Origin of the sequence: Acetanaerobacterium elongatum, from assembly GCF_900103835.1 — a bacterium.
GTDB classification, from domain to species: Bacteria; Bacillota; Clostridia; order Oscillospirales; family Ruminococcaceae; genus Acetanaerobacterium; species Acetanaerobacterium elongatum.
In genome coordinates, this window is the sequence record NZ_FNID01000025.1 from 1 (window position 1) to 26,609 (window position 26,609).

Consider the following 26,609-nt stretch of genomic DNA (forward strand, 5'->3'; position numbering starts at 1 on the left):
TTCACAACAAACTCGAAAAAGCTGGTATGACGCAAAGCATGTCCCGTGTGGCACATTGCATCGACAACGGTCCTATGGAAGGATTCTGGGGCATTTTGAAACGCGAACGCTATTACGGTCGGAGATTCACCAGCAAGCAGAAACTTATTCAGATGATTGAGAGTTACATCAGCTATTACAACACCCGGCGTGTGCAACGCAACTTGGGTGTTCTGACACCGTTAGAGAAATTTAATCTCTACTTCGCTGCATAAAAAGCGACCAGTGGTTTTGTTCACCACTGGTCGGGAAAATTTTATGTTTTTTCGCTGTCCTCTTGACGGGATGCAGTTCAGCGAATGATGAAGGGTGCTTTTTCGTTATCCAATGGTAATATGACAAGCTTTGACCAGATTCCTTTCAAGCTTTTTCTCCCCCGCGCATATAATGTATTTGTACTTATTTTTCAAGTGTGGAACAGGGGGAATGATTGCGTGCCCGGGGAAGAATTCGACATCTCGGAGGAAGCCTTCTTGAACTCCTTGGGGCTGAGGCCCAAGAAAGCAAACGCAAGGAAGAGCAAGCCCGAAGAAGATGAAGAACTGCCGCGACAGATCAAGAAGCAGCTGGTGGCAAACCTTGCGGGCGGCAGCCTTGCGGCAGGCTTTGCCCAGTATATCCGCACAGAGCTGCAGCAGGATGTAAAACCCGGTATGCCGGTGTGCTTTACGGCCTGCTTAGGCGGCGAAGAAAACATAGAGCTTGTGGAGCTGGGAAGCGCAATCAGGCTGAGAGCAGGGGAGACAACAGGGGTATTTGTTGTATGGTACAATGTCTCGGCGGCGCCCGCTACCGGCGTAACCGCTTCGCTGCTGCTGGAAGCGGACGGTAAGGAGCTGCTTGGCTCCCGTTCGTTCTGCCGCAACGCCTATTTCATGGGCACCTGCATGTCACTTGGCGCGCATGCCGCTATCCTGGTGCCGCAGGGTGAACAGCGGCTGATACGTCTTATAAACGGCGACAGCACCGCCGATATCGGCAATGCCTCGGTTTTGGTTATACGCTTAGGGTAATAGACATAAAAAGGGCTTGAGAGCAGTAATGCCCCCAAGCCCCAAGCATATATGCCTGTAAAAATCAGATGCAGAAATCGCTGCCGTTTTTCTGGTTATAATCGGTCACAAGGTCCTGCATTGTCATGCTGTCAAGCACCTCGTTTACGGCGTTGCCAATCTTCTCCCACACCGTAATGGTTGCACATTTAGAGGAACGCAGACAAGTTCCCCGATCCTGCACGCAGTCTACCGGCACAAAAGGCCCCTCCAGCGAACGCAGCACCTCGCCCACGGTGATATCCCTGGGGTGGCGGGTGAGCGTATAGCCGCCCTGCGCACCGCGCATACTTTTAATCAGCCCGCTTTTGTGCAGCAGGATGATAATCTGTTCCAGGTATTTTTCGCTGATCTCCTGCCGCTGCGCAATATCTTTTAACGAGGTCAGCCCGTTTTCGTAATTCACCGCAAGGTCGAGCACCAGCCGCAGGCCGTAGCGCCCCTTTGTAGAAATCTTCATCTATGTATCAATCCTTTCCGGCGTATGTGCCAAGAGACACAAAACGCGGGCATTCTAATAAATTATAATCTATACTACTATTCTATCAGTGTTTTCATATCCGTGCAATAGGTATTCCTAACCGTTGAGGTGTTTGCTTGACAGCGGCAAAACCACTGTGCTATGCTGATTGCACAAAGGGTGATTTGTTTGATAAAGGAATTAAGCGATACCGATCTTCAGATTATAGAAGCAGCGCGGGAGCTGTTTATTAAGAATGGCTTTGAGAAAACCGAGATGAAGGATATTGCGCGCAAAATCGGAATCGGGCGCAGTACGCTGTACCGTCATTTTGAGAACAAGAGCGCCATTATCTTTTATATCGCGCAGCAGGAGCTTGAGGACATTACCTCGGTTTTCCCCGCAACCGACATTTCCAACGCCCAAAGTGGGTATGAGGCGGTAAAACGGCTGCTGCGGGCACTCAACGACAAGCTGCTCGCAAACATTGATAAGGTAACCTTTCTGCGTGATTTTGATTTTGCCTTTACCGGTGAATATCCCAACGACGAGATGGCCAAAAGCTATCTGGTCTTTCTGCGCTCCAATGCCAACAGTCAGGTATTAACCATGGCCCTACAGAGTGCGATGGACGACGGCAGCATTACTACTAAGCTTACGGCCGGTCAACTGAGCTTAACCTTAACCAACAGCTGCCTTGCTATGGCGCAGCGTGTGCTGCCGCGCGAGCAGCACTATAATATTGAACATGGCATTTCCCGCGAGCTGTTAAGCTTTAATCTGGATATTCTTTTACGAGGTATTCGGTGAGAAAGGGCAAACAGTATATTACCGATTGACTTTTGGCTTAAATTGTTATATGCTCTAGCTGTAAATAAACCTGTGCAGAGGCTGCACATTATTTTTTGCCCCACAATGGGACACGTGTTTCATACAGTTCGATGCCGCTTGCCGGAATATCGCTCATCTAAGGATAAAAACTAAAACATAATAACAAAAGAGGGGTTTTAAACATGCTGAACATACCATACCTGCTGAAGGAGCTTACTGTTGAAGAAAAGGCCGGGCTGTGTTCGGGTGCCGACTTCTGGCACACCAAGACCGTCGAGCGCCTTGGCTTGGATGCAATACTGGTAAGCGACGGCCCGCACGGGCTGCGCGCCCAAAAGGAAAATAAGGAGCAACCCGGTAAAACCGAAACGGTGCAGGCGGTTTGTTATCCAAGCGGTGCCGCGCTGGCGGCAGGCTTCAGCCGTTCGCTGATGCAGCGTATCGGCGATGCCATCGGTGAAGAGGCTGTGGCCGAAGGGGTGCATACCGTTTTGGGGCCGGCCATTAACATGAAGCGCAGCCCTTTATGCGGGCGCAACTTTGAATACTTGAGCGAAGACCCGTATGTGGCGGGGGAGCTGGCTGCCACGTTTGTAAGCGCTGTGCAGGCACACCACGTAGGCACCTCGCCTAAGCACTTTGCGGCGAATAATCAGGAAACCCGGCGTATGTCGGTGAGCGCAGAGGTGAGTGAGCGTGCGCTGAGGGAAATTTATCTTACGGCTTTTGAGAAAGTTGTAAAAAACGCCAAGCCGTGGACGATGATGTGCAGCTACAACCGCATTAACGGTACCTACTCCTGTGAAAACGAGTGGCTGCTAAGCACCGTGCTCCGTAAGGAGTGGGGCTTTGACGGAATTGTGATGTCAGACTGGGGCGCGGTAAACCATCGGGTGAATTCGCTTAAGGCCGGGCTTGAGCTGGAGATGCCCTCCAGCCGCGGCGAGCGCGATAAGCTGATTGCAGAGGCGGTGCGCAATAATACCCTGCCCATTGAAGTGCTTGACCAGGCGGTTACCCGTCTTCTTGAATGGATTGATAAGGGCATAGGCCGTGCGGCGGCAGAGTATAACCGCGAAGCGCACCATGAGCTTGCGCGCAAAGCGGCCTGCGAATGTGCGGCACTGCTTAAAAACGAGGGGGTACTGCCACTCAATAAGGAACAAAAGGTTGTATTTATCGGTGAGTTTGCCGAGAAGCCGAGGTATCAGGGCGGCGGCTCCAGCCATATCAACAGCTTTCGCGTAGACAGTGCTTTGGATGCTGCAAAGGCATATCCGAACGTTGCCTATACAAAGGGCTTCGGTGCAGAGACGGATGAAATTGATGACGAAGCCCTGCGGCAGGCAGTAAAGCTTGCGCAGGAGGCCGAGGTTGCCGTCATATTTGCGGGCCTGCCCGATGTCTTTGAATCGGAGGGCTACGACAGAACGCACCTGAATCTGCCCGAATGCCAGAACCGGCTGATTGAAGCGGTTGCTGCCGTTCAGCCCAATACAGTGGTGGTGCTGCATAACGGAAGCCCGGTTTATCTGCCGTGGCGGGATAAGGTGAATGCCATCCTGGAGATGTATCTGGGCGGGCAAGCGGTAGGGCAGGCCACAGTTGACTTGCTGTATGGTGAAGAAAACCCCAGCGGCAAGCTGGCCGAAAGCTTCCCGCTGCGGCTGGAGGACACCTCCTGCTGGCTGAACTTCCCGGGGGATACCAAAAGGGTAGTGTACAGCGAGGACATCTTTATAGGTTACCGCTGGTATGACGCGCGAAGGATAGCGGTGCAGTACCCGTTCGGTCATGGGCTTTCCTACACAACATTCTCTTATGAGGATATCCGGCTGAGCAGAAAAAAGCTGTCTGATCAGGAAACACTGCAGGTTTCGGTAACTGTAAAGAATACAGGCAAGCGGGCGGGCAGCGAAATTGTACAGCTTTATGTAGCCCCCTGTGCCGTTGCCGACATCGTACGGCCTATTAAAGAGCTCAAGGGCTTTGAAAAGGTAAAGCTCGAGCCGGGCGAGCAGAAAACCGTTGTCTTTACACTGGATAAGCGCAGCTTTGCGTATTATGACACAGACATAAAGGACTGGGTGGCCCCGAGCGGGGAATATACGCTTCTTGCAGGCCCCAGCAGCGCCGAGCTTCCGCTGAAGGCTGTTGTAACAGTACACAGCACAACGATAATTCCGCTAAAGATTACCGATACCACTACGGTGGGGGAGGTACTCCGCCTTTCAAGTAACCCCGCACCCTTGAAGCAACTGTTGAAAAGGATGGATGCCGTCGGCGACCTTGATGACCCTGATGCACTTGGCAAATCCACCGGTTTGATGAGAAACTCTATGACCGAATATATGCCGCTGCACGCGATGATCTGTTTTTCAGATTTAACAATGGAAGAGATTGCGGCGGTTGAAAAAACTTTAAAATAACAGGCAGATTTCATCCCCAGCAAGTTGATTTTAACTTTTCTTGTGGTACAATAGGAAAGATAAAATTCTAGCGTTCTAAAAGGAGACTTGCCTACATGAATCTGCCGCATTTAATTGACCTTGATGACCTGCAAGTAGCACAATGGGAAAAGCTGATTATGCTTGCCGGGGAGATTAGCAAAAAGCCGTCCGATTATTTTGGCAGGCTTTCGGGCAAGATTATGGCAACGCTTTTTTACGAGCCCTCTACCCGTACGCAGATGTCGTTTCAAACAGCGATGCTGCGCTTGGGCGGTGAGGTAATCGGGTTTGATAACCCACAGAATTCCTCGGTGGCAAAGGGCGAAAGCCTGAAGGATACCGTTAAAATTATGAGCGGCTACGCCGATATTCTGGTAATACGCCACCCCTACGAGGGTAGTGCCAAGGCGGCCTCTCTGTACGCGAGCTGCCCTGTTATCAACGCAGGCGACGGCGGGCACCTGCACCCCACCCAAACGCTTACCGATCTTGTTACCTTAAAGCAGGAGAAGGGGAGGCTGACGAATCTCACCATCGGCCTGTGCGGCGATTTGAAAAACGGCCGAACCGTTCACTCCCTGCTCAAGGCGATGGTAAAGTTTAAGGGCAACCGCTTTGTGCTCATCTCTACCGAAGAGCTGCGCATCCCCTCCTACATCCGCGATATTTTGCAGGCCAACGGCTGCCCGTTTGAAGAGGTGTTCAGCCTGGAGGAGGCCATCGGCGAGCTGGATGTATTGTATATGACGCGCATCCAGAAGGAGCGTTTTTCCTCAGAGGAGGAATACAAAAGGCAGAACAGCATCTACACCCTTGATGAAAAGAAGCTGGAGCGCGCAAAGCTGGATATGAAGATTATGCATCCGCTGCCGCGCGTGGATGAGATTGCCGACGCGGTGGATACCGACCCGCGCGCCATCTACTTTAAGCAGGCTGCCTACGGCATTTATGCCCGCATGGCGCTGATCCTGATGCTGTTCGACGGCTCACTGCCGGCAACAGCAATACCCAAACCGCGCACGGGCGGGTTTAGCTGCCTGAATCTTCACTGCATTACCCAAACGGAAAAATATCTGCCGAACCTTTATAAGGGCAGCGGCGATATGTTGGAATGCGAATACTGCAGCCAGCGTATACTGATATAGCAACGTGTAATTTCATCACGCTTTCATCGCTTCTTGATGGCGAAAAGGAGGCTGCTATGCCGGCTGTGCACCTGACAAACTCGCAGTTTTACGAGAAGGCAGAGGGCTCGCCCCTGCCCATGCTGGTGGATTTCTGGGCCGCGTGGTGCCCGCCCTGCCGTACGCTAGCCCCGATTATCGACGAGCTGGCGGAGGAGCTGCAGGGCAAGGTGGTGGTGGGCAAGGTGGATGCCGACGAGCAGACCGAGCTTGCCGACCAGTTCGGCGTACTGGCGCTCCCTACGGTGTTGTACATAAAAAACGGCGCAGAGGCAGGCCGTCTGGTGGGCTTGCGTTCAAAAGAGGATTATCTCGCGCTCTGCGGATTGTAAATTTACCAATGCATAGGACACTCGGTTATCTTACCTTGTTTAAACAAGTATGATAACCGAGTTTTCTGTTGCAATACCCCAATAATAGATTTTGCATTTTTTATGAATTTGATGAAACATACACTGCTAAAATGCAAAGAAAGCAAAGCGGACATGATTAAAAGCTGGTATGTATCTATAGAAAGATACATGTAAAAGGTGATAAGACGTTAGAATAATTTAATTTTTAACGTGCAGTGTGCAGTGTTGAAACTGTTTCGAAAATAGGGTATACTAATCGTTAGGCAGTTTAAACAGTGCTTGTAATGAAGGCTTTTTGGCTTTTAACAAAGGCATGCTTTCAGTCAAGCCTCAAAATAAAAGGAAAGGATTGTCACCATGAAATTATTCTTAGATACCGCAAATGTGGAGCATATCCGCGAAATTAACGATTTAGGCGTTATCTGCGGTGTAACCACCAACCCCAGCTTAATTGCCAAGGAGGGCCGCGACTTTAAAGAGGTTGTAACCGAAATCACCTCTATTGTAGACGGGCCGATCTCCGCCGAGGTTATCTCGCTCAACGCCGAAGGCATGGTAAGCGAGGCATTGGAACTCGTTAAGATTCACAAGAATATCGTTATTAAAATACCGATGTGCGCAGAGGGCTTAAAGGCCACCGCACAGCTTACCAAAAAGAAGATTAAGACCAACGTTACCCTTATCTTCTCTGCCGCACAGGCGCTGCTTGCGGCCAGAGCGGGCGCTACCTATGTTAGCCCGTTTGTAGGCAGACTTGATGACGTGGGCGCCCACGGCGTAGACCTGCTGGAAGAGATTGCCGGTATCTTCTCCATTCACGGCATTGATACCGAGATTATCGCGGCAAGCATCCGCAAGCCTGAGGATGTTACTGCTGCGGCTCTTGCAGGTGCACACATTGCAACCGTCCCCTACGATGTAATGAAGAAGTGCTGCAACCATCCGCTCACCACGCAGGGTATCGAGCGCTTCTTAAAGGATTGGGAAACTGTTCCTAAGAAGTAATAGAAATTCACATCAAAACCATTCAGGCTCCGCTTTTTTGGCGGAGCCTGTGCTATTATTGATACATTCCGTATTAAAATAATAAAAAATGCTAAAAAGCCATATAGTTTCTACAATCCATACCGCCAATTCCCTCTCATATTCATTTCGTCGCGGACTACAATAATAGTGCAAACGCTTCATTCTAAATCTAATAAGGAGTGTAGAATTATGGCTAGCAACAGAATTATCGTTCCTCAGGCTCGCGAGGCTTTAGACCGTTTCAAGATGGAAGCCGCAACTGAAGTTGGCGTAAACCTGAAGCAGGGTTACAACGGAGACCTTACTTCCAGACAGGCTGGTTCTGTCGGCGGGCAGATGGTTAAGAAGATGATCCAGGCTTACGAGAACTCGGCAAAATAGTTAAGCTCAGACTGCTTTTTAACCTATATTACTAGCAGCGGATAATTTAGAGGGGCTTGCGTGCAGATGTGCGCAAGCCCCTCGTGTTTTAACTATGAATGGCTGCGGTGCTCGTGAAATCTTTTGCGGAAGCCGCCTTCGCCAGCCGGGATTTCGTCTGCCCAGATGGGGGATGAGAAGAGCGGGTCAGCGGTTAAAGTATCCTCAACAAAATCATCTTCGGCAGGCTTTAAGGATTGGCTGCTGTGCAGCTCGTCGGCGCGAACGGTTTCGCGTCTGAGCTTGAAATTCAGCCAGTTTAGGCGTCTTGCCGGCTCTTCTTCGGTTTGCTGCTCGTCTGCTTTATCTTCAGACGCAGCAGGGTTGTTTTCGATTGGCTTATTCTCCGGCTGCAGGGGAAGCGCCTCAACAGCGCCTGCCTCACCTTGAAGGGATTTCTGTATTCCGGAACTATCCTCCATGCTTTCCACCAACGTGGCCTCTACTTCAAGTACGGGGGCGGCGTTAGCCGAATCATCCGGTTGAGCATAATAGAAAGGCTCGTTATAATCAAACAGCTCGGGAATATCGGCCTCAAACAGCGAGGAAGGTTCATTCTCAATCTCAAGGTGGGCGTTGTCAATAAACGTGCTGATATCCGCAAAGCCTCCTGCAATCTGCTTTTCAAGCTCGCTTAAATTCTTGCGGAAGTCGTTGATATCACGCCGGAAAAAGTCCTGCTTTCTGCCGGCAGGCTGTTCTGCCTGTGCTTCGCTTGAATCAGAGGGTGCATAGCGTTCGGTTTTTCGCTTTGTCTCGGTAATCAATCCACCCAGCTGGTGACGAAGTGCATCCAGCTGTGCACACTGCTTCTCAAGCATTTCGGCTTTCTCAATTAACGCTTTGTTTTCTTCCCGAGTTTCCTGCAGCTCCTGTAAAAGCTGCGCCGCTTCTGCTTCCTTTTGCACAGCAATGGCCTTATGGCGTTCCAACTCGGCCTTTAACCGGTTGCATTCGCCCTCAAGATGCAAGGAGAGTCCCTGCTCACGGTTAAAACGGTCAGCCATTGTGCGGTAGTCGCGTTCCAGCTCAGAAATCTTAGCCAGATTGTCATCCTGTTCGGCACCGTTGTTCTGCGCGGCTTTGACCGCTTTTTTTATGTAGATGGTAACGTCTTTTTTGTCATCCCCCGCGACTGTCACCCTGATATTCTTATTTACGCCCACGCGTTTTGCCTCCTGTACAGCTGCTTCATAAATCCATCTTTACAATTAGTATAGCAATACAAAATCTAAAATACAATTACTATGCTCGATATTAATAATTGGAAGCAAATTAATAAAATTCTGCTTTACAGCTTTGATGTTTTATGGTATATCTAAATTGTATACAAAATTAGTATATTATTGGCTTAAAAAAAGGAACGCCAAAAAAGCGTTCCTAATAAGCACTACTTAATAACAACCGCATCTTTTGCGGGGGAGGAAGTATCGGAGAAATTTGAAGAGACAGGAGAGCTTTCGGCAGTGCTGCGCGAGCTTTCAGTTTTTGTTTGAGCCGCAGTATCACCGGAAAGGTCGAATGTTGAGAGCGTGTAGCCTTTGCTTGTGAAATTATCGATTACGCTGCCAAGAATCTCGCTGTTATCCTTTGAAACTGCGTGAAGCAGGTAGATACCGCCCGCATGTGGGTTTTTGGTTACCTTGGCAAGCGCTGCGTCATACCCAATCTGGTTTTCCACATCCCAATCCTTATACGCAAAGCTCCAAAAGATGTTCAGATAGCCAAGGGAATGGGCAAGCGCCAGTGTGCGCTCCGAGAAATCGCCTTGCGGCGGCCGGAACAGCCACATCTCATAGCCGAAGTTCTGCAGCACATAGTCATGCAGGGTTTGAATCTCCTTTTTTGCCTCATCAAGCGAGAGATCCGGCATAGAAGGATGGGTGGTACTGTGGTTGCCCACGATATGCCCCTCATCAATCATCCGCTGTACAAGCTCAGGGTTGCGCTTGGCATAGTCGTAGGTGACAAAGAATACGGCGGAAACGCCCTTCTCCTTCAGCGTATCAAGTATCTTGGCGGTGAAGCCGTTCTCGTAGCCTTCGTCGAAGGTCAGATAGATCTTTTTGCTATCCTTGTCCGGTGAGATAAAATAAGCGCCGTACTTTCCGTATTTCTTCTGAAGGCTTACAGGGCCGGTTGGCCTGCCATCGCTGCCAAATTGGTTACCCGGCCCCCATTGAACCTTTTCGTTGCTCAATGCGGCAAGATCCTCGTATTCGGGTGAGATTACCGGCTTCACCGGGGCTTCCGGCTTCACGGGGCCGGAGGAATCTACCTGCGGGGTGCTGGTGCCGTTATCGGGCGGCAGGCTGGAGGCTGGCGCAGAGCTTTGTGCAGCCGAAGAAGCAGCCGTTGAGGGTGTACTGGAACTGCCTAATAGGGAATAGGTGCAGGATGTTAACATAAAAAGCATAGCGGCTAATAATGCAAAAGCCTTGCAAATACGTTTCAACTATAATTCTCCCCTTTGGATATGGATAACTGTTTACATAATATTATAACATACATCCAAAATTTTTTCTATCTTGAAAATTAAAGATGCGAATTACAAGACTAGTGTGCGTGAATGCCTTTAAAAAATGCAGTTTATTTTGTTAAATTTCTTTCTAAGTGTTACTGGTATAATTTAGCGTCTGAAGTGAAGAATAGTTATAATTGGCTATATATAACTGAATAATCGTAATAGGTATAAAATGATAAAGGAGTATAAAGGCATGAGCGAGATTAAGATTACAAGGGTTTACGGCAGAGAGATTTTAGATTCCCGCGGTAACCCCACGGTGGAGGCACAGGTTACACTTTCCAGCGGTGTGACCGCCATGGCCAGCGTGCCCAGCGGCGCGTCTACGGGCATTTACGAGGCACACGAGCTGCGTGACGGTGACGCGAAGCGTTATAACGGAAAGGGTGTAACCAAGGCAGTAGGAAACATTAACGGCGAGATTAACAACGCCTTGTGCGGAATGGGTATTAGCAGCATTCAGACGATTGACCGCAGGATGATTGAGCTGGATGGTACCGAGAATAAAACGCGTCTTGGGGCAAACGCCATGCTCTCCGTATCACTGGCTGCGGCGCGTGCGGCGGCGCAGAGTGCCGGTGTTCCGCTCTACCGTTACCTTGGCGGGATACAGTCCAGAATGCTGCCGGTGCCGATGATGAACATCTTAAACGGCGGCGCGCATGCCTCCAACAATGTGGATATACAGGAATTCATGATTATGCCGGTGGGGGCAACCTCCTTTAAGGAAGGGCTGCGCTGCTGCTCGGAAATCTATGCGTCGCTGGGCAAGCTTTTAAAAAGCAAGGGGCTTTCCACAGCGGTGGGGGATGAGGGCGGTTTTGCCCCCGACCTTGCAAGCGACGAGGATGCCATCAAGCTGATCCTTGAGGCAGCAGAATCGGCAGGCTATACAGGCGGCACGGATGTTATGATAGCGATTGATGCTGCTTCCTCCGAATGGTATGACAACGGAAGCTACACCCTGCCTAAAAAGAGCCTGACCTATACTCCCGAGCAGCTAATTGATTATTGGGACGAGCTGGTTTCCAAATATCCCATCGTTTCAGTAGAGGACGGGGTAGGCGAGCAGGATTTTGAAACGTGGCAAACCTTAACCCGGCGTCTGGGTGATCGTGTGCAGCTGGTGGGGGACGACCTGTTTGTTACCAATGTAAAGCGCCTGAATCAGGGAATTCTAATGGGGGCTGCAAACTCTGTTCTGGTGAAGGTAAACCAGATCGGCACCCTCAGCGAGGCATTTGAGGCCGTTCTCACCGCGCAAAAGGCCGGTTATACAACCGTAATCTCCCATCGAAGCGGCGAGACGGAGGACAGCTTTATTGCCGATATTGCGGTTGCGGTGAATGCGGGGCAGATTAAAACGGGTGCCCCCGCGCGCAGCGATCGTGTGGCGAAATACAACCGCCTGCTGCGTATTGAGGAGCATTTGGGTGAGGCCGCCATCTACCAAAACCCGTTTCTATCCAACGCGGCCACGGTTTAATCGCTATCGCAGGACAAAACAATGGCCAAACGAGCAGCTCCGTTTTAAACCCTGAGGGGTCCAGAAAAAGGGTTGCAATTCCAAAGCAAACGGAATATACTAGAGTTTGGTGTTATCATAATGTAAACGATAGGACGGTTTAAACCATGAGTGACGAGCTTCTTGTAAATGAAGAGAAAAACGGTATCATAACCGTAGATGGCATAGACTATGTTCGGTATGCGATTAAAACCCATGTAATTACCGATAAAGATAATATCTGTGATGTGGCTGTAAAGTATGCCAAGCCCCACGTGCAGCCAGGAGATATCTTCTTTGTTTCTGAAAAGGCGGTGGCATGCACCCAAAAGCGCGCCATTCCCATGAAGGATATCCACCCGCGCCCGCTGGCAAAGTTCTTAAGCCGCTTTGTGCTGAAAACCCCCTACGGCATCGGCCTCGGTATCCCTGAAACGATGGAGATGGCGCTGCAGGAGTGCGGAACCATTAAAATTCTGTTTGCAGCCTTTATCTCGGCAATCGGCAAGCTGTTCCGCAAGCGTGGATGGTTTTATGTGATTGCAGGCCCAAAGGCAAGGTCAATCGATGGACCGTGCAGCTATACATTGCCGCCGTATAATGAATATGTAGTGCTTGCCCCCGCCGATCCGGACAAGGTGGCCAAGGATCTTTCTGATGCGCTGGGCTGCCCCGCAACGATAGTGGATATCAACGATCTGGAGGGTGCTATCCTGGGAACCTCTTCAAAGGATATGAGCCGCGAGTGGCTTGTGAAGCTGTTAAAGGACAACCCCCTTGGTCAAACCAACGAGCAAACCCCGATGGGGCTTATCCGCAAGGCTTAATTGTATGCATTGCTATAGGCGCCGGAAGCACTCCGGCGCCTATGATATGTCCTGTTGACTTTAAGATTAGTTGCAAAAATAATTGCAGTAAGATGCGTCTTTTGCGGTTGACAATGGTATGCGAACATGGTATTATATTAAGGCTGATTACAGTTTAGGTGCTAAGAATTCAGCGAAAAGAATAGACGTGCGCTCGTAGCTCAGCTGGATAGAGTGACTGGCTACGAACCAGTAGGTCGGGGGTTCGAGTCCCTCCGGGCGCGCCACAAAGCGGCATGTAAGAATGAGAAGTTCATTTTACATGCCGCTTTTGCTATTCATAGAATTCTGGTGAAGTAGTTATCTCGCTCCAGAAGGCTTTCTACCGTATCAAAGTCCAGCCGTTTCAATAAATCCAGCACATAAGGGCTGTCGACGGGCGTTTTAAAACCTGCCTCGTTACCGTAGCGGTTCACGTGGTCGCGGGCCTCATCCTTGCCTATCAACGATTTTGGACCGCCAACACAGCCGCCGCGGCACCCCATGCCTTCTATGAAGTTTGAGCGTATCTCACCCTCCGAGAGCTCCTTCAGCAGCTTTTTACAGTCAATCATACCGTCAGCCTGCTGAGATTTCAGCGAAATTCTTCTGTCAGGGCGAAGCCGGTTCAATGTTGCCTGCACGGCCTCGCTAACACCCGAAACCCTTGCGTAGACCCGGCCTGCACGGGAAGAGTGGTCGCTTTGATCCTCTTCAAGCTTCTCCGGTTCTATCTTTAAGATGTCAAAAAGCTCTGCAATCTCTTCAAAGGTCAATACTAAGTCTACGGCATCCGAGATATCGGGTTCCCGCGCCTCGGCTTTCTTTGCGAGGCACGGCCCGATGAAAACCGTAACAGCATCCGGATGAAGCTTTTTTATCGACCTTCCGCAGGCAACCATGGGGGATACCGAAGGCGGCACATGCGGAATCATCGTCTGATATGATTTTCGGATAAGCGCCACCCAAAGCGGGCAGCAGCAGCTTGTTAATAGAAAGTCCTCATCATTTATGATTGTACGGTCAAATTCAAGTGCTTCCTTCAGCGAAAGAATGTCCGCAAACATTGCCACCTCAATCATACCGTAGAAACCCATCAGCTTAAATGCACTTCTCAGCTTACCGGAGGTCACATCTGGGCTGAACTGGCCGGAAAATGCCGGCGCAATCATGGCATAAACGGGTACATCCTTTTCTTTCAGCGCCCTTATCAGTGCCACTGAATCTTTTCGACCCTCAAGGTTATTCTGGGGGCAGGCTTTTAGGCATTCTCCACAGCCGGTGCACTTGCTGGTAATAATCAGCTTGCCGTTTTCGTCGCGTTTGACGGCGTCAAACAGGCAGGAAACCGCGCAGGCTCCATTGCCTTCGTCGCTGCATCGGCAGGCGCCTGTTTTTACAACAGGAGGCTGGTTTTCGGGATGCAGTATCAGGTCAAGCAGATGAAGGTCGCGGGAATTACCGGCTTTTTGAATCTTTTCACAAGCCTCGTCAAGGTTTCCGGCTACAGCCGCTTTTTCCAGCTCGCGGTTCAGTTCACTGTACCGATCCATAGTTTCACACCTCAAGTCTACATTTGATAAAGTATCTAATTGTAGTATAGTGTAACGGTCTATGAATTATTTAACTACGGGTACATGATTTTTGAGTATAAATTGTTCAATCGTCGTCCTCACAATTGTTCAGCGGCTGGTCGATAGACTGGTAAAGGATACGGAATTCCGTAGGAGTGCAGTTTTTTAGCAGCTTAAACATGCGTATAAAGGCCGAAAGGTTACCAAAGCCGGAACGGATGGCGACCTCGGTGATGGAGAGCTCACGGGTAATCAGCAACTGTTCGGCGTACATAATGCGTCGCCGGTTTAGGTATTTATAAAAGGATACCCCTGTAAATTGTTTAAACAGGCGGGTGAAGTAATACTTGCTGAAACCTGCGATAGCCGCAACCTGATCAAGAGTAAGGCTTTCGTCAAAATGCTTGTTGATATAATCGCAGACAAACAGAAATTTCTCTATATATTCATGATGCTTGTTATCCTGCAGCTCCGAATCCTTGACGTTATGGGTATATTGCCTTCCAATCAGCACTATCATGCGAATCATATAGGAATAGATCAGAGCCTCCTTCAACGGGGAGGAGCCAAAATACTCATCGAGTATGCAGCGCATAATCTGCTCAATCTCTGCGTGAATCTCGGGGTAATTCTGTGCGTTGATGCACACCGCGGGAATAATAATCGACATAATAGAATCAAATTCCTTTAAGTGGCTAAGAAGCGAAAAATCTGCCTGGAGGATCATGCGCCTTCCGACTTTTGGCGCGTGCAGACGGTGCAGGGTGCCGGGCGCTATCAGCAGTACGTCGCCAACCTGCAGATCAAAAGATACCCCGCCGCAAACAGCCTTATAGCTATTCTCCAGGGGCATGATAATCTCAATGGCCGGGTGCCAGTGGTTCGGGTAGCTTTCGCACTCATCGTTGTTGTAAAGTATAAGAGAGGAACCTTGTTCAAAATTCACAGTCTCTTTGATGCCGTTGAGAGTTCTTATCATAAACCATTCTCCTGTTATTACGGCCTTAAATCTCAATTATTGCGCTTTACAGCTTAATCATAACATATGTTAACAAAAAGGCAATAATTTTTTTGAGTATAATGACAGCGAAAACGATTCAGTTACCTTAAATAATATACAAAATTACATTTGCCAGCCTAAAGACAACTTGATTCAAAATTATAGAACTAAACAATATAGCAACAATTTATAATTAGAAGGCAATTTTTGAAATGCGATGGCTTGTGCAGATTGCTATACTATAGGGGTAGTTGAGGCTGTCTATTTTATTGAATTAGTTAAAGCTGAGTAAAACAAAGAGGAAAATAGTCTACGCCTCATTTTAATTTTGTTTACATATCTAAAACGTTTTCATAGAATGTTTCCCATTGTAAAGGACGATGGAATACCCTCAGACCCTCGGCAAAGATTCCTGTACCCGTCAGGAACTTTGCTGCAACAATGGAAGTTTTGATTGTTGAAGCATTTTGAACACTTGTTTGATACAATTTTCTGCTAAGGGCATTGATGCTTTCGTGGGGTGTTGATGCTTTCTAACAGAGATATTGCGTCTGGCAGGGGTTTAAGATGCTCTCAGCTATCAATTAACTTTATATTAGGCATAATTGACAAAGGAGGAACTAAAAAGTGAAACGTATTGTTGCTCTTTCCCTTGCGTGTGTACTCGTTTTGACATTAGCTCTTACCGGCTGCTCTCAGCCTGCGGCTCCTGCAGCCTCTTCTGATGCTGCTGCTGCTCCCTCTGAGGCTGCTGCCAGCTCTGAAGCTGCTAGCTCTGCTGCTGCTCCCGCAGTTACAGACGACGCCAGCGTAAAGGTTGTTAATCTGTGGAGCTTCACTGATGAAATTCCGAAGATGATGACCAAGTACAAGGAACTTCACCCCGAGTTTACTCTCGAAGTTAAGCCGACCATCGTTGCTACAACCGATGGCGCTTATCAGCCCGCTCTCGACCAGGCTATGGCAGCCGGCGGCGCAGATGCTCCTGATATCTATGCTGCAGAGAGCGCATTCGTACTTAAGTATACCCAGGGCGATGCTTCTGCGTCTGCTGCTGCATACAAGGATCTCGGCATTGACGTTGACGCTATGCTCAAAGAGGCTGATATTGCTCAGTATACCGTTGATATCGGTACCAGACCTTCCGACAATGCTCTGGTAGCTCTTGGCTATCAGGCTACCGGCGGTGCTTATATTTATCGTCGTTCCATCGCGAAGGACGTTTGGGGCACAGATGACCCCGCTACCATTAAAGATAAGGTTGGCCCCGGTCTTGATAAATTCTGGGCTGCAGCTAAAGAGCTGAAGGCTAAGGGTTATGGCATCATCTCCGGCGACGGCGACTTATGGCAGCCCCTTAAGGCTCAGGCTGAAAAAGGCTGGGTTGTTGACGGCAAGTTCTACATGGATCCTACTCGCGAAGCTTTCTTTGATTATTCCAAGAAGCTTACCGATGAAGGCTTAAGCAACGTTACTCAGGACTGGCAGGATGCTTGGAACGCTGACATGAAAGACGGCGGCCCCAAGAAGATCTTTGGTTTCTTCGGTCCTGCTTGGCTCATCAACTATGTAATGGCTGGCAACTCCGGCGGCAAGAAGCCCGGCGAAGGCACCTATGGTGACTGGGCAGTTTGCGAATCTCCTATCGGTTTCTGGTGGGGCGGCACATGGGTACTTGCCAACAAGGACAGCAAGGTTAAGGCTTCCGTTGGTAACATCATTAAGTGGATCACCCTTGACAGCTCTGACACTGGTCTCCAGTACTTCTGGGCTAACGGTACTCTTAATGGCCCTGGCGGCACCAAGGACACCGTTGCTTCCGCAACCGTTATGAAGAAGTCTGACGGTAAGGTAGAGTTCCTCGGCGGTCAGAATATGTTTGACATCTTCGTTCCCGCTGGCAAAGCTAATATCAACACCAAGAACATGACCCAGTACGACGAAACCATCAACCTCGCACTCCGTGATCAGGTTCGTCAGTATGCTGCTGGCAAGAAGACCAAAGAAGCAGCTATTAAGGATTTCAAAGCTAAGGTAGCTGAGAGCCTTGACATTACTGTAGAGTAATTTCAATCAGTAAAATGGGGCGGACGCCTTTCCGTCCGCCCCATTTTTTAATTTAAGAAAAAATACTACGCACTTTACCGGAGGTGAACGCTTATGCGCCGCAAGAGCGTAAGTTACGCGAAATACGGCTACATATTTTCCATACCATTCGTGCTGGCGTTCCTAGTTTTCTCGCTGTACCCCACAATTTACACGGCTGTGATTGGATTTACAAACCTTAAGGGCTTCGGCAAAACCGCCTTTCGCTTTTTAGATAATCCGTTTCAAAATTTCGGGATAGTTCTTTCAAATCAGAACTTCCAGATATCGCTGTTTAATACGGCGTTGTTGTGGGTGTTAAACTTTATTCCGCAGATATTGCTTGCTCTTTTACTCACTGCATGGTTTACCAACAATCACCTTAAAATTAAGGGGCAGGGTTTCTTCAAGGTTCTGCTCTATATGCCTAATATTATAACCGCAGCAACGGTTGCTATTCTGTTTAATGCACTGTTTGGGTACCCGATGGGCCCGGTTAACGACCTGCTGATGACAATGGGCATAATCAAAGAGCCGGTATATTTCTTGAATGACAGAAATACGGCAAGAGGTATCTTGTCGTTTATCCAGTTCTGGATGTGGTACGGAAATACAATGGTAGTTCTTATCGCGGGTGTGTTGGGTATTAATCCTACACTTTTTGAAGCCGCGGAGATTGACGGCGCAACCGGCGCACAGACATTCTTCAAGGTGACCTTACCTAACATCAGAACGATACTGCTTTATGTTTTGGTTACAAGTATGATCGGTGGTTTGACGATGTTCGATATTCCTAAGCTGTTCATTCTTGGTGGCTTAGGTGGCCCGGATAATGCTACGCTCACTACCAGTGTATATATCTATAACCAGGCCTATACCGGAAGCTACATGTATAACCGCGCATCTGCTGCAAGCATGATTTTGTTTGCCATTATTTTGGTATTCTCATTAATACTCTTCTTTATTATGCGTGATAAAGACGAAGTTAAGCTTGAAAAAGAAAAGAAAGCTCTCAAAAAAGCTGAGAAATTGGCAAGTAGGAGGGCAGCATTATGAAAAGCATGAGTGTATCCAGAGGAATAGCTAAAACAATTATCTACATAGTTTGCATATTCCTTTCTATATTAAGTATCTTTCCCTTTTGGATAATGTTAATGAACGCAACCCGCGGAACCTATGAGATTCAACAGCATGCTATATCGTTGTTGCCTTCAACGTTTTTACTTAGCAACTGGAGTGTACTGATAGGCAAGAGCTTTAATCCGCTTTTGGGCTTCTTTAACTCAATGGTTATCTCTGTAGGTTCAACGGCTTGTGCGGTGTATTTTTCTTCGCTTACCGCATACGGTCTGACAGCGTATAGTTGGAAGCTGCGCAAACCGTTCTTTACGTTTATCCTTGCTATCATGATGATTCCCGCACAGATGTCCAGTATCGGTTTTTATCAATTTATTTATAAACTCGGCTGGACGAACAACTTTTTGCCGTTAATTCTGCCGTCTATAGCCGCACCCGCGATGGTGTTCTTTATGAGGCAGTATCTGGTGGCAACATTCTCGATTGACATTGTGAATTCCGCTCGTATAGACGGTGCAGGTGAATTTCATACCTTTAACCGGATTATACTGCCAATCATGAAACCGGCAATTGCAACACAAGCTATTTTTGCTTTTGTGGCAAGCTGGAACAATCTGTTTATGCCTATGGTTCTGCTTACTGCTAATGATAAATACACAATGCCTATTATGGTAAGCTTGCTGAAGGGCGATATCTTTAAGAGGGAATATGGCTCGATTTACTTAGGGTTGTCGCTGACAGTGCTGCCGCTATTTTTTGTATACTTTGCGCTTTCAAAGTATATTATAGCGGGTGTGCAGCTGGGTGGCGTAAAGGAGTAAGTACATTTACCCTGCTCCCAATTTCAGCCCAGTTACAGGAAGCGATTAGTTTGTTCTTGTTGTCGAGTACATTAATGCCCTTCCTATGGGTAAGGGTTAAGTATCTCAGACAGTATTGAAACTATTTATTTGCCAGTGAGCGCCAGGGAAAGACGCTTTTAATCGTGTTACCAGTGTATTAAAACCAGGACGGCTTTTTAACCGTTCTGGTTTTATTGTAATCAGAAGCCCGAGGCTGTGTTGGATTAAGCGCAAGTAATTTTATATTGCTGATAACACACGTTTAGGCGCGTATAAAATTTGTCTGCAAGAAAAGAAAATAATGTTTTTATAAAACGTTTGTATAGGTTTAAGTATATTAAGTAAATGCCGATAATAGGCAATTCAAATACTATTAAAAAAGTGAGTGAATAAAATGAAAAACGATTTCCGTGCCAGAGCTGAAGAACTAGTGTCGCAGATGACGCTGGAGGAGGCTGCTTCGCAGCTTCGATACGATGCCCCGGCAATTTCTAGGCTTGGTATACCCTCATACAATTGGTGGAATGAAGCGCTTCACGGTATGGCGCGTGCTGGTACCGCAACAATATTCCCCCAGGCCATCGGGCTTGCGGCGATGTTTGACCCGGAGTTTTTAACCGAGATTGCCGAGGTTATCTCCACCGAAGCCCGTGCCAAGTATAATATGAACTCCAAGAACGAAGACCGCGATATCTACAAGGGCTTAACCGTATGGTCACCGAATGTCAACATCTTCCGAGACCCACGGTGGGGCCGAGGGCAGGAAACGTATGGTGAAGACCCCTATCTAACCAAGACGCTTGGTGTCGCGTTTATTCGCGGTTTGCAGGGCAATGGAAAGTACTTAAAAACAGCTGCCTGTGCCAAGCATTTTGCCGTACACTCGGGGCCGGAGGCAAACCGCCACAGCTTTGATGCCAAGGCATCGCTAAAGGATATGGAAGAGACCTATCTCCCGGCCTTTGAAGCAGCGGTGAAGGAAGCAGAGGTAGAAGCCGTGATGGGCGCGTATAACCGTGTAAACGGCGAGCCCTCATGCGGCAGCAAAACCCTGCTTGTAGATATCCTGCGGGAGAGATGGGGCTTTAAGGGCCATGTAGTCTCCGATTGCTGGGCCATCCGAGATTTTCATGAGCACCACCGGGTTACCGATACCCCTGCGCAATCGGCCGCTCTTGCACTGCAAAACGGTTGTGATCTGAACTGCGGCAACACCTACCTGCATATGCTGGAAGCCTATCAGGAGGGACTTGTTACCGAAGAGCAGATTCGAAAGGCTGCGGTGCGCCTGTTCGAAACGCGTATGCGCCTTGGCCTGTTTGACAGTGACTGCGAGTATGATAATATCCCCTATGATGAGAATGACAGTGACGCCCACCGCGCCCTTTCTTTAGAGGCTGCGCGCAGGTCTGCGGTGCTGCTGAAAAACAACGGCATACTGCCGCTCAACCGCAATAAGATTACCCGGCTTGCCGTAATCGGCCCAACAGCAAATTCCCGTGTGGTGTTAGAGGGCAACTACTGCGGCACCGCTTCGGAGTATGTAACCAATCTGGAAGGCATTAAAAAAGCCGCCGGAAGCGATATTCGTGTATTTTATTCCATGGGCTGCCATCTCTTTAAGGATAGGGTAGAGCCGCTGGCAATGTATGATGACCGCCTCTCTGAGGCAAAGGGCTGCGCAGCAGAGAGCGATGCAGTTATTCTCTGCCTTGGGCTGGATGCGACAATTGAAGGCGAGCAGGGCGATACCGGCAACAGCTATGCAGCAGGCGATAAGCCGGATTTATTGCTGCTTGAGCCGCAGCGTAAGCTACTGGAGGCTGTACTTTCAGTGGGCAAGCCGGTTGTGTTGGTGATTAACAGCGGCAGCGCTTTGGATATTGGCAGTGCAGCCGAGCGTTGTGCGGCGGTAATGCAATGCTGGTACAGCGGCGCGCAGGGCGGCAACGCCTTAGCCGAGATATTGTTTGGGCAAACAAACCCGTCGGGGCGTCTGCCCGTTACCTTCTGCTATGACGGTACTATGCCGGATTATGAGGATTACAGCATGCACAACCGCACCTACCGGTATATGCAGGATAAGCCGCTGTATCCCTTTGGCTACGGTCTATCCTATACCACGTTCCGTTATGCTGATTTAAAGCTGGATGCCAATAAGACTGCACCGGAAAAAAACCTGTGCGGAGAGATTACCGTTACCAATGAGGGCAGCCGCGACGGAGCTGAAACGGTGCAGATCTATATTAAAAACCACGTTCAAGAGAATGCCGCTAAAGCGTGTAATGCAGAGGTAAAAGACCTGCTGGGCGAGCAGCCGAACTTCTCTTTATGCGGAATGAAGCATATCTTCCTTAAAGCAGGCGAAAGTGCAAAGGTGCGGTTTGAAATCAAGGCCGCCAGTTTGACAACTGTTCTGCTGGATGGCAGGCGTGTATATCTGCCGGGGCATTATTCTATCTATGTTGGCGGAAGCCAGCCGGATGAACGCAGCTTTGAGCTGGCGGGCAAGCGCCCCCTAAGCACGGATGTTTATCTGGGATGACACTTTAATGAACAGGAAGGTTTGATTTATGAGTTGGCAGGCATGTTACCCAATGGGCAGGAAGGCCGCTGTAACACTAAGTTACGATGACGGCCAGGTTTATGACCGTCGGCTGGTTGAAATCTTAAACCGCTACGGGCTTAAGGCTACCTTTCACCTGAATTCCGGTACCCTTGACCGAGAAGGTTTTATTACCAGTAAAGAGGTAGCCGCCTTGTATGCAGGGCATGAGGTGGCCTGCCATGGGGTGCAGCACCTGTATTTTACCCACCTTTCCAGGGAACAGCTGGTAAGCGAGCTTTGGGAGGACCGCAGACGGCTGGAAGAGCTTACAAACAGCCCCGTTACCGGCCTGTCCTATCCGTTTGGTGTTTATTCCGATGATGTTGTAGCAGTTGTAAAGTCGTTGGGCTTTGAATACGCGCGTACGGTAGAAAGCACCGGAGGCTTTCAGGCTGAGCCAGACTTCTTGCGTTGGAAGCCGACCTGCCATCATAAAAATGAGCTCCTGAATCATGAAAAGCACCTTCTTGCTCCGTTTGAATACGAACGCCTTCAGCTGTTCTATATCTGGGGGCACAGCTACGAATTCGAGCGTGATGGAAATTGGAGCCTGATGGAGGAGTTTTGCAGTCAGATCGGCTCACATGACGAGGTATGGTATGCCACGAATATTGAAGTTAAGCGTTATCTTAGTGCTGTACGCAGTCTTGTTTCAACAACGGATGTCCTGACGGTATATAACCCGTCAGGACAGAATGTTTGGATAAAATCGGGTGGAGTGCTTCATAAGGTCCTGCCGGGCGAAATCTTACATCTTTAATAAAACAGGTTAAGCGGCATACCGGATAAACCGGTATGCCGCTTGCGCAATAAAAACTGCCCTCACTCCATATCAGAGAAAGGGCAGTTATCAGTTAGTATGCTGATTAGAGTTTTACAATCTCGCCTTCAACGGTGCCCGTACAGCCGGCAGCATTGGATTCATCAGTATCAATGTGCATGGCGAGTGCAAATTTGTCGGAAACACGAACCACTACATCACCGTAAATGGTGGTTCTCTCGGGGGTAGCAACCTTTACAAAAACAACTTCCTTATCTTTTACGCCAAGCTTCTCGGCATCGGCAGGGGTAGCATGGATATGGCGCTTGGCAACGATTACACCCTCGGAGATCTCAACCTCACCCTTAGGGCCGACAATCTTGCAGGGCGCGCTGCCCTTGGTATCACCGGATTCGCGAATAGGAGCCGAGATACCGATAGAACGGGCGTCGGTGGCCGAAAGCTCTACCTGAGTGCTGGGGCGTGTCGGGCCAAGAATAGAAACACCCGCAAGCGAATTCTTCGGGCCAACAATGGTAACACGCTCCTCGCAGGCAAACTGCCCGGGCTGTGAAAGATCCTTCTTCTTGGTAAGTACTGCGTCATTTCCGAATAATGTCTTTAAATCCGCCTCGGTAACATGTACATGACGGGCCGATGTTTCAACAATAAACTTCATCCGTTGCTTCCTCCAATATTAGGCGATGCTAAAAGTTAACACACCTTATTTTCATACAATGTTATTCTACGACGAATGAGCCGCTAATGCAAGCCAAAATGTTAATGTTTTTATACCAATTACAGTATAGGATGTGCTATCTGTTATTCTTGATGGGATAATGCATTTCACCAATTCATTTTAGGATACGAAAATTGCTATGCATGACGTACTGTGTTATAATTTTTGTATCAGCGCAAATAACGGATGCCTACTTTTGTAAGAAAGGATTGTTTATATATGAGCGAAAGCTTTATCAGCCTGCAAAAAGAGGTTCAGTGCTGTATCGCCTGCCCATTAAGCCAGACCCGCAAAAATGTAGTGTTTGGTATGGGGGTGGAAACTGCCGAGGTGCTGTTCATTGGCGAGGCGCCGGGTGCGCAGGAGGATGATCAGGGTCTGCCGTTTGTGGGGCGCTCCGGTCAGCTGCTGGACAAGCTGCTTTCGTGCATAGACTTATACCGTGATAAGAATATCTACATTGCAAATATCATCAAATGCCGCCCGCCAGAGAACCGCGACCCGCTGCCCGAGGAGCAGAGCGCGTGTGCCAAGCACCTGGCACGGCAGATTGAGTATATCAACCCGAAAATTATTGTTTGTGTTGGGCGAATTGCCGCAAAGCGCTTTATCGGAGAGGATTTTAAGGTAACCACCGAACATGGCAAATGGTTTGAGCAAAACGGCCGGCTTGTAATGGGCACCTTTCATCCCGCCGCACTGCTGCGTAACCCAAACCTGAAGCCCGTTGCGTTTGATGATTGTTTATTGTTAAGGGATAAGATTAACGAAATTTGCACACATACATACTAAACATACTTCTTGGGCAGAGGGTTAAGATATAATACAATATTTACAAAAATCATCCATCATGCTATAGTTGAATTGTTTGAATTAAATAGAGCACCGTATAAAGGATTTATAGCAAAACCCCGCTAAGGAGGCAAGATATGAACCAACTGAAGGTCGCTGCAGTAATACCCGCATACAACCCGGATGAGAGACTTCTTGAAACGGTTAAAGGGTTGATTGGTGCCGGGTTTGAACATATTATCATTGTAAACGACGGCAGCGCAGGGCACACAAAAGCAATCTTTGAGCAGGCCGTGCTGCAGTACGGCTGTCGTTTGGCTTATCATGCGGTGAACCTAGGCTATGGGCGCGCGCTAAAAACCGGCTTTAACGAGTTTTTAACCCTTTTTCCAGATTACTTGGGCACTGTTACAGTGGATGCCGACGGGCAGCACGACCCCGGAGACGCTTATCGCTGTGCGCTTGCGCTTGAGGAAAACCCAGACAGCCTGATTTTAGGCAGCCGCGATTTTAAGGCCGTGCAGGTACCGTGGACAAACCGTGCGGGGAATATCATCACACGTTATGTATTTCGCTTCTTATGCGGTATTAACGTAACCGATACGCAGACGGGCCTGCGTGCTATTCCCACTGAACTGCTGAAGCATCTGGTATGCGCAAGCGGAGAACGGTATGAATACTGCAGCAGCATTTTGATGGAAACAAAGCGGCTGGATGTTGAGATCCGCCAGATTCCAATACATACTATTTACTTAGGCCAAAACCGCTCCACCCACTTTAATATATTACGGGATTCAGCCAGAATTTACGCGCTTATCTTCCGCTTTTTACTCTCGTCGTTATCCTCTTTCCTGGTGGATATGATTCTGTTTACAATTATTCTATCTGTTACATCGGGTTTTTCGTTGTTTTACAATACCCTCTTTGCCACTTATGCGGCCAGAATAGGCTCCTGTACCTTTAACTATAAGGTAAACCGTAACCTGGTATTTAAAAAGGGTGAAGCAAATTCACTGTTTAAATATGTGGTTATCTGTGTTATTCAGGCCACCTTCTCTTATCTTGGGGTTTATGGATTTTCGAACATAACGCATCTCAGCCCTATCGGTATAAAGGTAATCATTGATGCACTGCTCTTCCTTGTAAGTTTTCAGGTGCAGCGTGAGTGGGTATTCCGCACCAAAAGGCGGCCGCAAAACTTGGCGGAAGAAAAAACTAAGGTATAAGTATCGGCTTTATTGAATTCATTTCTGTCGTTTCAGCGTAATAAAAGCAGATGTGAAAGCATTACCGGTTATCAGGGAATGTTTAAAACCTTAAACCACAGAAATGAGGTACTATAGTGAGTGATAACCTTACCATTCCCGGACGTATTATCTACCTTGATATAGTACGCATTCTAGCTATATTTGCCGTGGTGGTTATCCATATCGCGGCTTGCGATTGGGTTTGCCTGCCCGTAAGCTCGTTTGAATGGCAGACACTGAATTTTTATGATGCTATCTGCCGCTGGTGCATCCCCGTTTTCTTTATGATGAGCGGCAGGCATTTTTTGCACCCCGAAAAGACGATCACCTTCAGCACCCTTTTTAGGAAAAATGTACTGCGAATGGTTGCGGCATTGTTCTTTTGGGGGGTACTGTACTATTTGTATTCCTCAATCCTTCAAAACGGCAGGATTGTTCTGCAGGATGTTTTAGGAGGTCTGCTTTCGGTCGTTACACTGAAGGCAAGGCGGCACCTGTGGTTTTTATATGCCATCACAGCGCTCTACCTGATGACACCGCTGCTCCGCCGATTGGTGGCTGTAAGTACTCCTAAGCGGCTATTGCGTATGAGCCTTGGGCTGATTTTTGTTTCCGGTATTATCCCTATCGCCGCCTATTTTACACCGCTCAGAGATATGGCGTTCTTCCTGCAGGGGATAGGTTTTCCGGGCTTATTTATCTTGGGTTATTACATCAGCCGCTATAACACCAAAGTAAAATACATTGGTCTGCTATATGCAGGCGGGGTGCTCGGGCTAATCTTTACGATAGTAGCCTCCTCAATATTATCGGTAAGCGAAAACATAGGAAACCAGCTTTTTTATCAATTTACTACCCCCAATGTTGCGCTAACCGCCATAGCCATGATGGTATTTGGAAAGAACAACTTATCAAAGCTCAGCTTCGGTGAAAAATGGGATAAGCGGATTGAGGCTTTCTCCAATATTACCTTTGCGATGTATCTGGTGCATGACTTTTTCATCATTCCATTTGAGCGCAGGCTGTATGGCTTTACCCCAACCTCGTTGAATCCCGTTTTTCTTGTTCCGCTGCTGGCTGCCGCAGTGTTTGCATTAAGTATACTTCCGGCTTATCTTTTTAAAAAGATTCCCGTGTTAAGAAATTTCATCGCTTGATACTCTAAAAGCTGCTAGGCATTGCTTAGCAGCTTTTGCT

24 protein-coding genes and 1 tRNA gene are annotated in these 26,609 nt (G+C 48.5%); 19 read left to right on the top strand and 6 right to left on the bottom strand.

The window, feature by feature from the left end:
* Both BLR50_RS09665 and BLR50_RS09670 read left to right on the top strand, forming a co-directional pair.
* Positions 1-254: integrase core domain-containing protein (locus BLR50_RS09665; protein ID WP_143008058.1), on the top strand; the 254-nt coding region annotated here is incomplete at its 5' end.
* A gap of 219 nt (positions 255-473) precedes the next feature.
* Positions 474-1,052 (top strand): hypothetical protein, encoded by a 579-nt coding sequence (locus BLR50_RS09670; protein ID WP_143008091.1) that lies wholly within the window; start codon positions 474-476, stop codon positions 1,050-1,052.
* Positions 1,053-1,116: 64 nt separating this feature from the next.
* Here the strand turns inward: BLR50_RS09670 and BLR50_RS09675 are convergent, their stop codons facing one another.
* Entirely contained in the window at positions 1,117-1,551 is a 435-nt protein-coding gene (locus tag BLR50_RS09675) for an RrF2 family transcriptional regulator (RefSeq protein ID WP_092641287.1), read from the bottom strand.
* A gap of 189 nt (positions 1,552-1,740) precedes the next feature.
* Between BLR50_RS09675 and BLR50_RS09680 the strand changes: the two genes are divergently transcribed.
* From BLR50_RS09680 to BLR50_RS09705, 6 genes are all read left to right on the top strand, one after another.
* Entirely contained in the window at positions 1,741-2,361 is a 621-nt protein-coding gene (locus tag BLR50_RS09680) for a TetR/AcrR family transcriptional regulator (RefSeq protein WP_162840393.1), read from the top strand.
* A 203-nt stretch (positions 2,362-2,564) separates the two neighbouring features.
* Positions 2,565-4,811 carry a glycoside hydrolase family 3 C-terminal domain-containing protein gene (locus tag BLR50_RS09685; RefSeq protein WP_242871736.1) on the top strand — a complete coding sequence of 749 codons (2,247 nt, stop codon included), beginning with the start codon at positions 2,565-2,567 and terminating at the stop codon, positions 4,809-4,811.
* Between the two features lie 95 nt (positions 4,812-4,906).
* Positions 4,907-5,977, top strand: a complete 1,071-nt coding sequence (gene pyrB, locus BLR50_RS09690; protein WP_092641293.1) for an aspartate carbamoyltransferase — start codon at positions 4,907-4,909, stop codon at positions 5,975-5,977.
* 56 nt (positions 5,978-6,033) lie between these two features.
* Positions 6,034-6,348 carry a thioredoxin gene (gene trxA / locus BLR50_RS09695; protein WP_092641297.1) on the top strand — a complete coding sequence of 105 codons (315 nt, stop codon included), beginning with the start codon at positions 6,034-6,036 and terminating at the stop codon, positions 6,346-6,348.
* Between the two features lie 378 nt (positions 6,349-6,726).
* Positions 6,727-7,374, top strand: a complete 648-nt coding sequence (gene fsa, locus BLR50_RS09700; protein WP_092641300.1) for a fructose-6-phosphate aldolase — start codon at positions 6,727-6,729, stop codon at positions 7,372-7,374.
* Positions 7,375-7,584: 210 nt separating this feature from the next.
* Positions 7,585-7,776 carry an alpha/beta-type small acid-soluble spore protein gene (locus tag BLR50_RS09705; protein WP_092641303.1) on the top strand — a complete coding sequence of 64 codons (192 nt, stop codon included), beginning with the start codon at positions 7,585-7,587 and terminating at the stop codon, positions 7,774-7,776.
* A 92-nt stretch (positions 7,777-7,868) separates the two neighbouring features.
* On the opposite strand, the gene BLR50_RS09710 is transcribed toward BLR50_RS09705, so the two are convergent.
* Both BLR50_RS09710 and BLR50_RS09715 read right to left on the bottom strand, forming a co-directional pair.
* Positions 7,869-8,981, bottom strand: coding sequence for a coiled-coil domain-containing protein (locus BLR50_RS09710; protein WP_092641306.1), 1,113 nt, complete (start codon positions 8,979-8,981; stop codon positions 7,869-7,871).
* A 224-nt stretch (positions 8,982-9,205) separates the two neighbouring features.
* Complete coding sequence (locus BLR50_RS09715) at positions 9,206-10,270, bottom strand: polysaccharide deacetylase family protein (protein ID WP_242871737.1); 1,065 nt, start codon at positions 10,268-10,270, stop codon at positions 9,206-9,208.
* 262 nt (positions 10,271-10,532) lie between these two features.
* On the opposite strand from BLR50_RS09715, the gene eno reads away from it, so the two are divergent.
* From eno to BLR50_RS09730, 3 genes are all read left to right on the top strand, one after another.
* Complete coding sequence (gene eno / locus BLR50_RS09720; RefSeq protein WP_092641309.1) at positions 10,533-11,825, top strand: phosphopyruvate hydratase; 1,293 nt, start codon at positions 10,533-10,535, stop codon at positions 11,823-11,825.
* Between the two features lie 146 nt (positions 11,826-11,971).
* On the top strand, positions 11,972-12,670 hold the full coding sequence (locus BLR50_RS09725; RefSeq protein ID WP_092641312.1) for a coenzyme F420-0:L-glutamate ligase: 699 nt from the start codon (positions 11,972-11,974) through the stop codon (positions 12,668-12,670).
* A 189-nt stretch (positions 12,671-12,859) separates the two neighbouring features.
* Positions 12,860-12,936 (top strand) — tRNA-Arg (locus BLR50_RS09730).
* Positions 12,937-12,987: 51 nt separating this feature from the next.
* On the opposite strand, the gene BLR50_RS09735 is transcribed toward BLR50_RS09730, so the two are convergent.
* Positions 12,988-14,241 carry a [Fe-Fe] hydrogenase large subunit C-terminal domain-containing protein gene (locus BLR50_RS09735; RefSeq protein ID WP_092641315.1) on the bottom strand — a complete coding sequence of 418 codons (1,254 nt, stop codon included), beginning with the start codon at positions 14,239-14,241 and terminating at the stop codon, positions 12,988-12,990.
* A gap of 106 nt (positions 14,242-14,347) precedes the next feature.
* Positions 14,348-15,241: a helix-turn-helix transcriptional regulator gene (locus tag BLR50_RS09740; RefSeq protein ID WP_092641318.1), complete on the bottom strand. Its 894-nt coding sequence runs from the start codon at positions 15,239-15,241 to the stop codon at positions 14,348-14,350.
* A gap of 648 nt (positions 15,242-15,889) precedes the next feature.
* Here BLR50_RS09740 and BLR50_RS09745 point away from each other — a divergent pair.
* From BLR50_RS09745 to BLR50_RS09765, 5 genes are all read left to right on the top strand, one after another.
* On the top strand, positions 15,890-17,329 hold the full coding sequence (locus BLR50_RS09745) for an ABC transporter substrate-binding protein (RefSeq protein ID WP_092641321.1): 1,440 nt from the start codon (positions 15,890-15,892) through the stop codon (positions 17,327-17,329).
* Positions 17,330-17,422: 93 nt separating this feature from the next.
* A complete protein-coding gene (locus tag BLR50_RS09750; protein ID WP_092641324.1) occupies positions 17,423-18,403 on the top strand; it encodes a carbohydrate ABC transporter permease in 981 nt (326 codons plus the stop codon).
* Positions 18,400-19,245 (top strand): carbohydrate ABC transporter permease, encoded by an 846-nt coding sequence (locus BLR50_RS09755; RefSeq protein WP_092641327.1) that lies wholly within the window; start codon positions 18,400-18,402, stop codon positions 19,243-19,245. The genes BLR50_RS09750 and BLR50_RS09755 overlap by 4 nt, the downstream gene beginning before the upstream one ends.
* Positions 19,246-19,660: 415 nt before the next feature.
* Complete coding sequence (locus BLR50_RS09760; protein ID WP_092641330.1) at positions 19,661-21,811, top strand: glycoside hydrolase family 3 C-terminal domain-containing protein; 2,151 nt, start codon at positions 19,661-19,663, stop codon at positions 21,809-21,811.
* 28 nt (positions 21,812-21,839) lie between these two features.
* The gene (locus BLR50_RS09765; protein ID WP_092641333.1) at positions 21,840-22,634 is read left to right on the top strand and encodes a polysaccharide deacetylase family protein; all 795 of its coding nucleotides are present in this window, start codon (positions 21,840-21,842) and stop codon (positions 22,632-22,634) included.
* Between the two features lie 106 nt (positions 22,635-22,740).
* On the opposite strand, the gene pduL is transcribed toward BLR50_RS09765, so the two are convergent.
* Entirely contained in the window at positions 22,741-23,313 is a 573-nt protein-coding gene (gene pduL / locus BLR50_RS09770; protein ID WP_092641337.1) for a phosphate propanoyltransferase, read from the bottom strand.
* Positions 23,314-23,592: 279 nt separating this feature from the next.
* On the opposite strand from pduL, the gene BLR50_RS09775 reads away from it, so the two are divergent.
* From BLR50_RS09775 to BLR50_RS09785, 3 genes are all read left to right on the top strand, one after another.
* The gene (locus BLR50_RS09775; RefSeq protein ID WP_092641340.1) at positions 23,593-24,165 is read left to right on the top strand and encodes a uracil-DNA glycosylase; all 573 of its coding nucleotides are present in this window, start codon (positions 23,593-23,595) and stop codon (positions 24,163-24,165) included.
* A gap of 137 nt (positions 24,166-24,302) precedes the next feature.
* A complete protein-coding gene (locus tag BLR50_RS09780; RefSeq protein ID WP_092641343.1) occupies positions 24,303-25,391 on the top strand; it encodes a glycosyltransferase in 1,089 nt (362 codons plus the stop codon).
* A gap of 116 nt (positions 25,392-25,507) precedes the next feature.
* Positions 25,508-26,569: an acyltransferase gene (locus BLR50_RS09785; protein ID WP_162840394.1), complete on the top strand. Its 1,062-nt coding sequence runs from the start codon at positions 25,508-25,510 to the stop codon at positions 26,567-26,569.
* Positions 26,570-26,609: the final 40 nt, after the last annotated feature.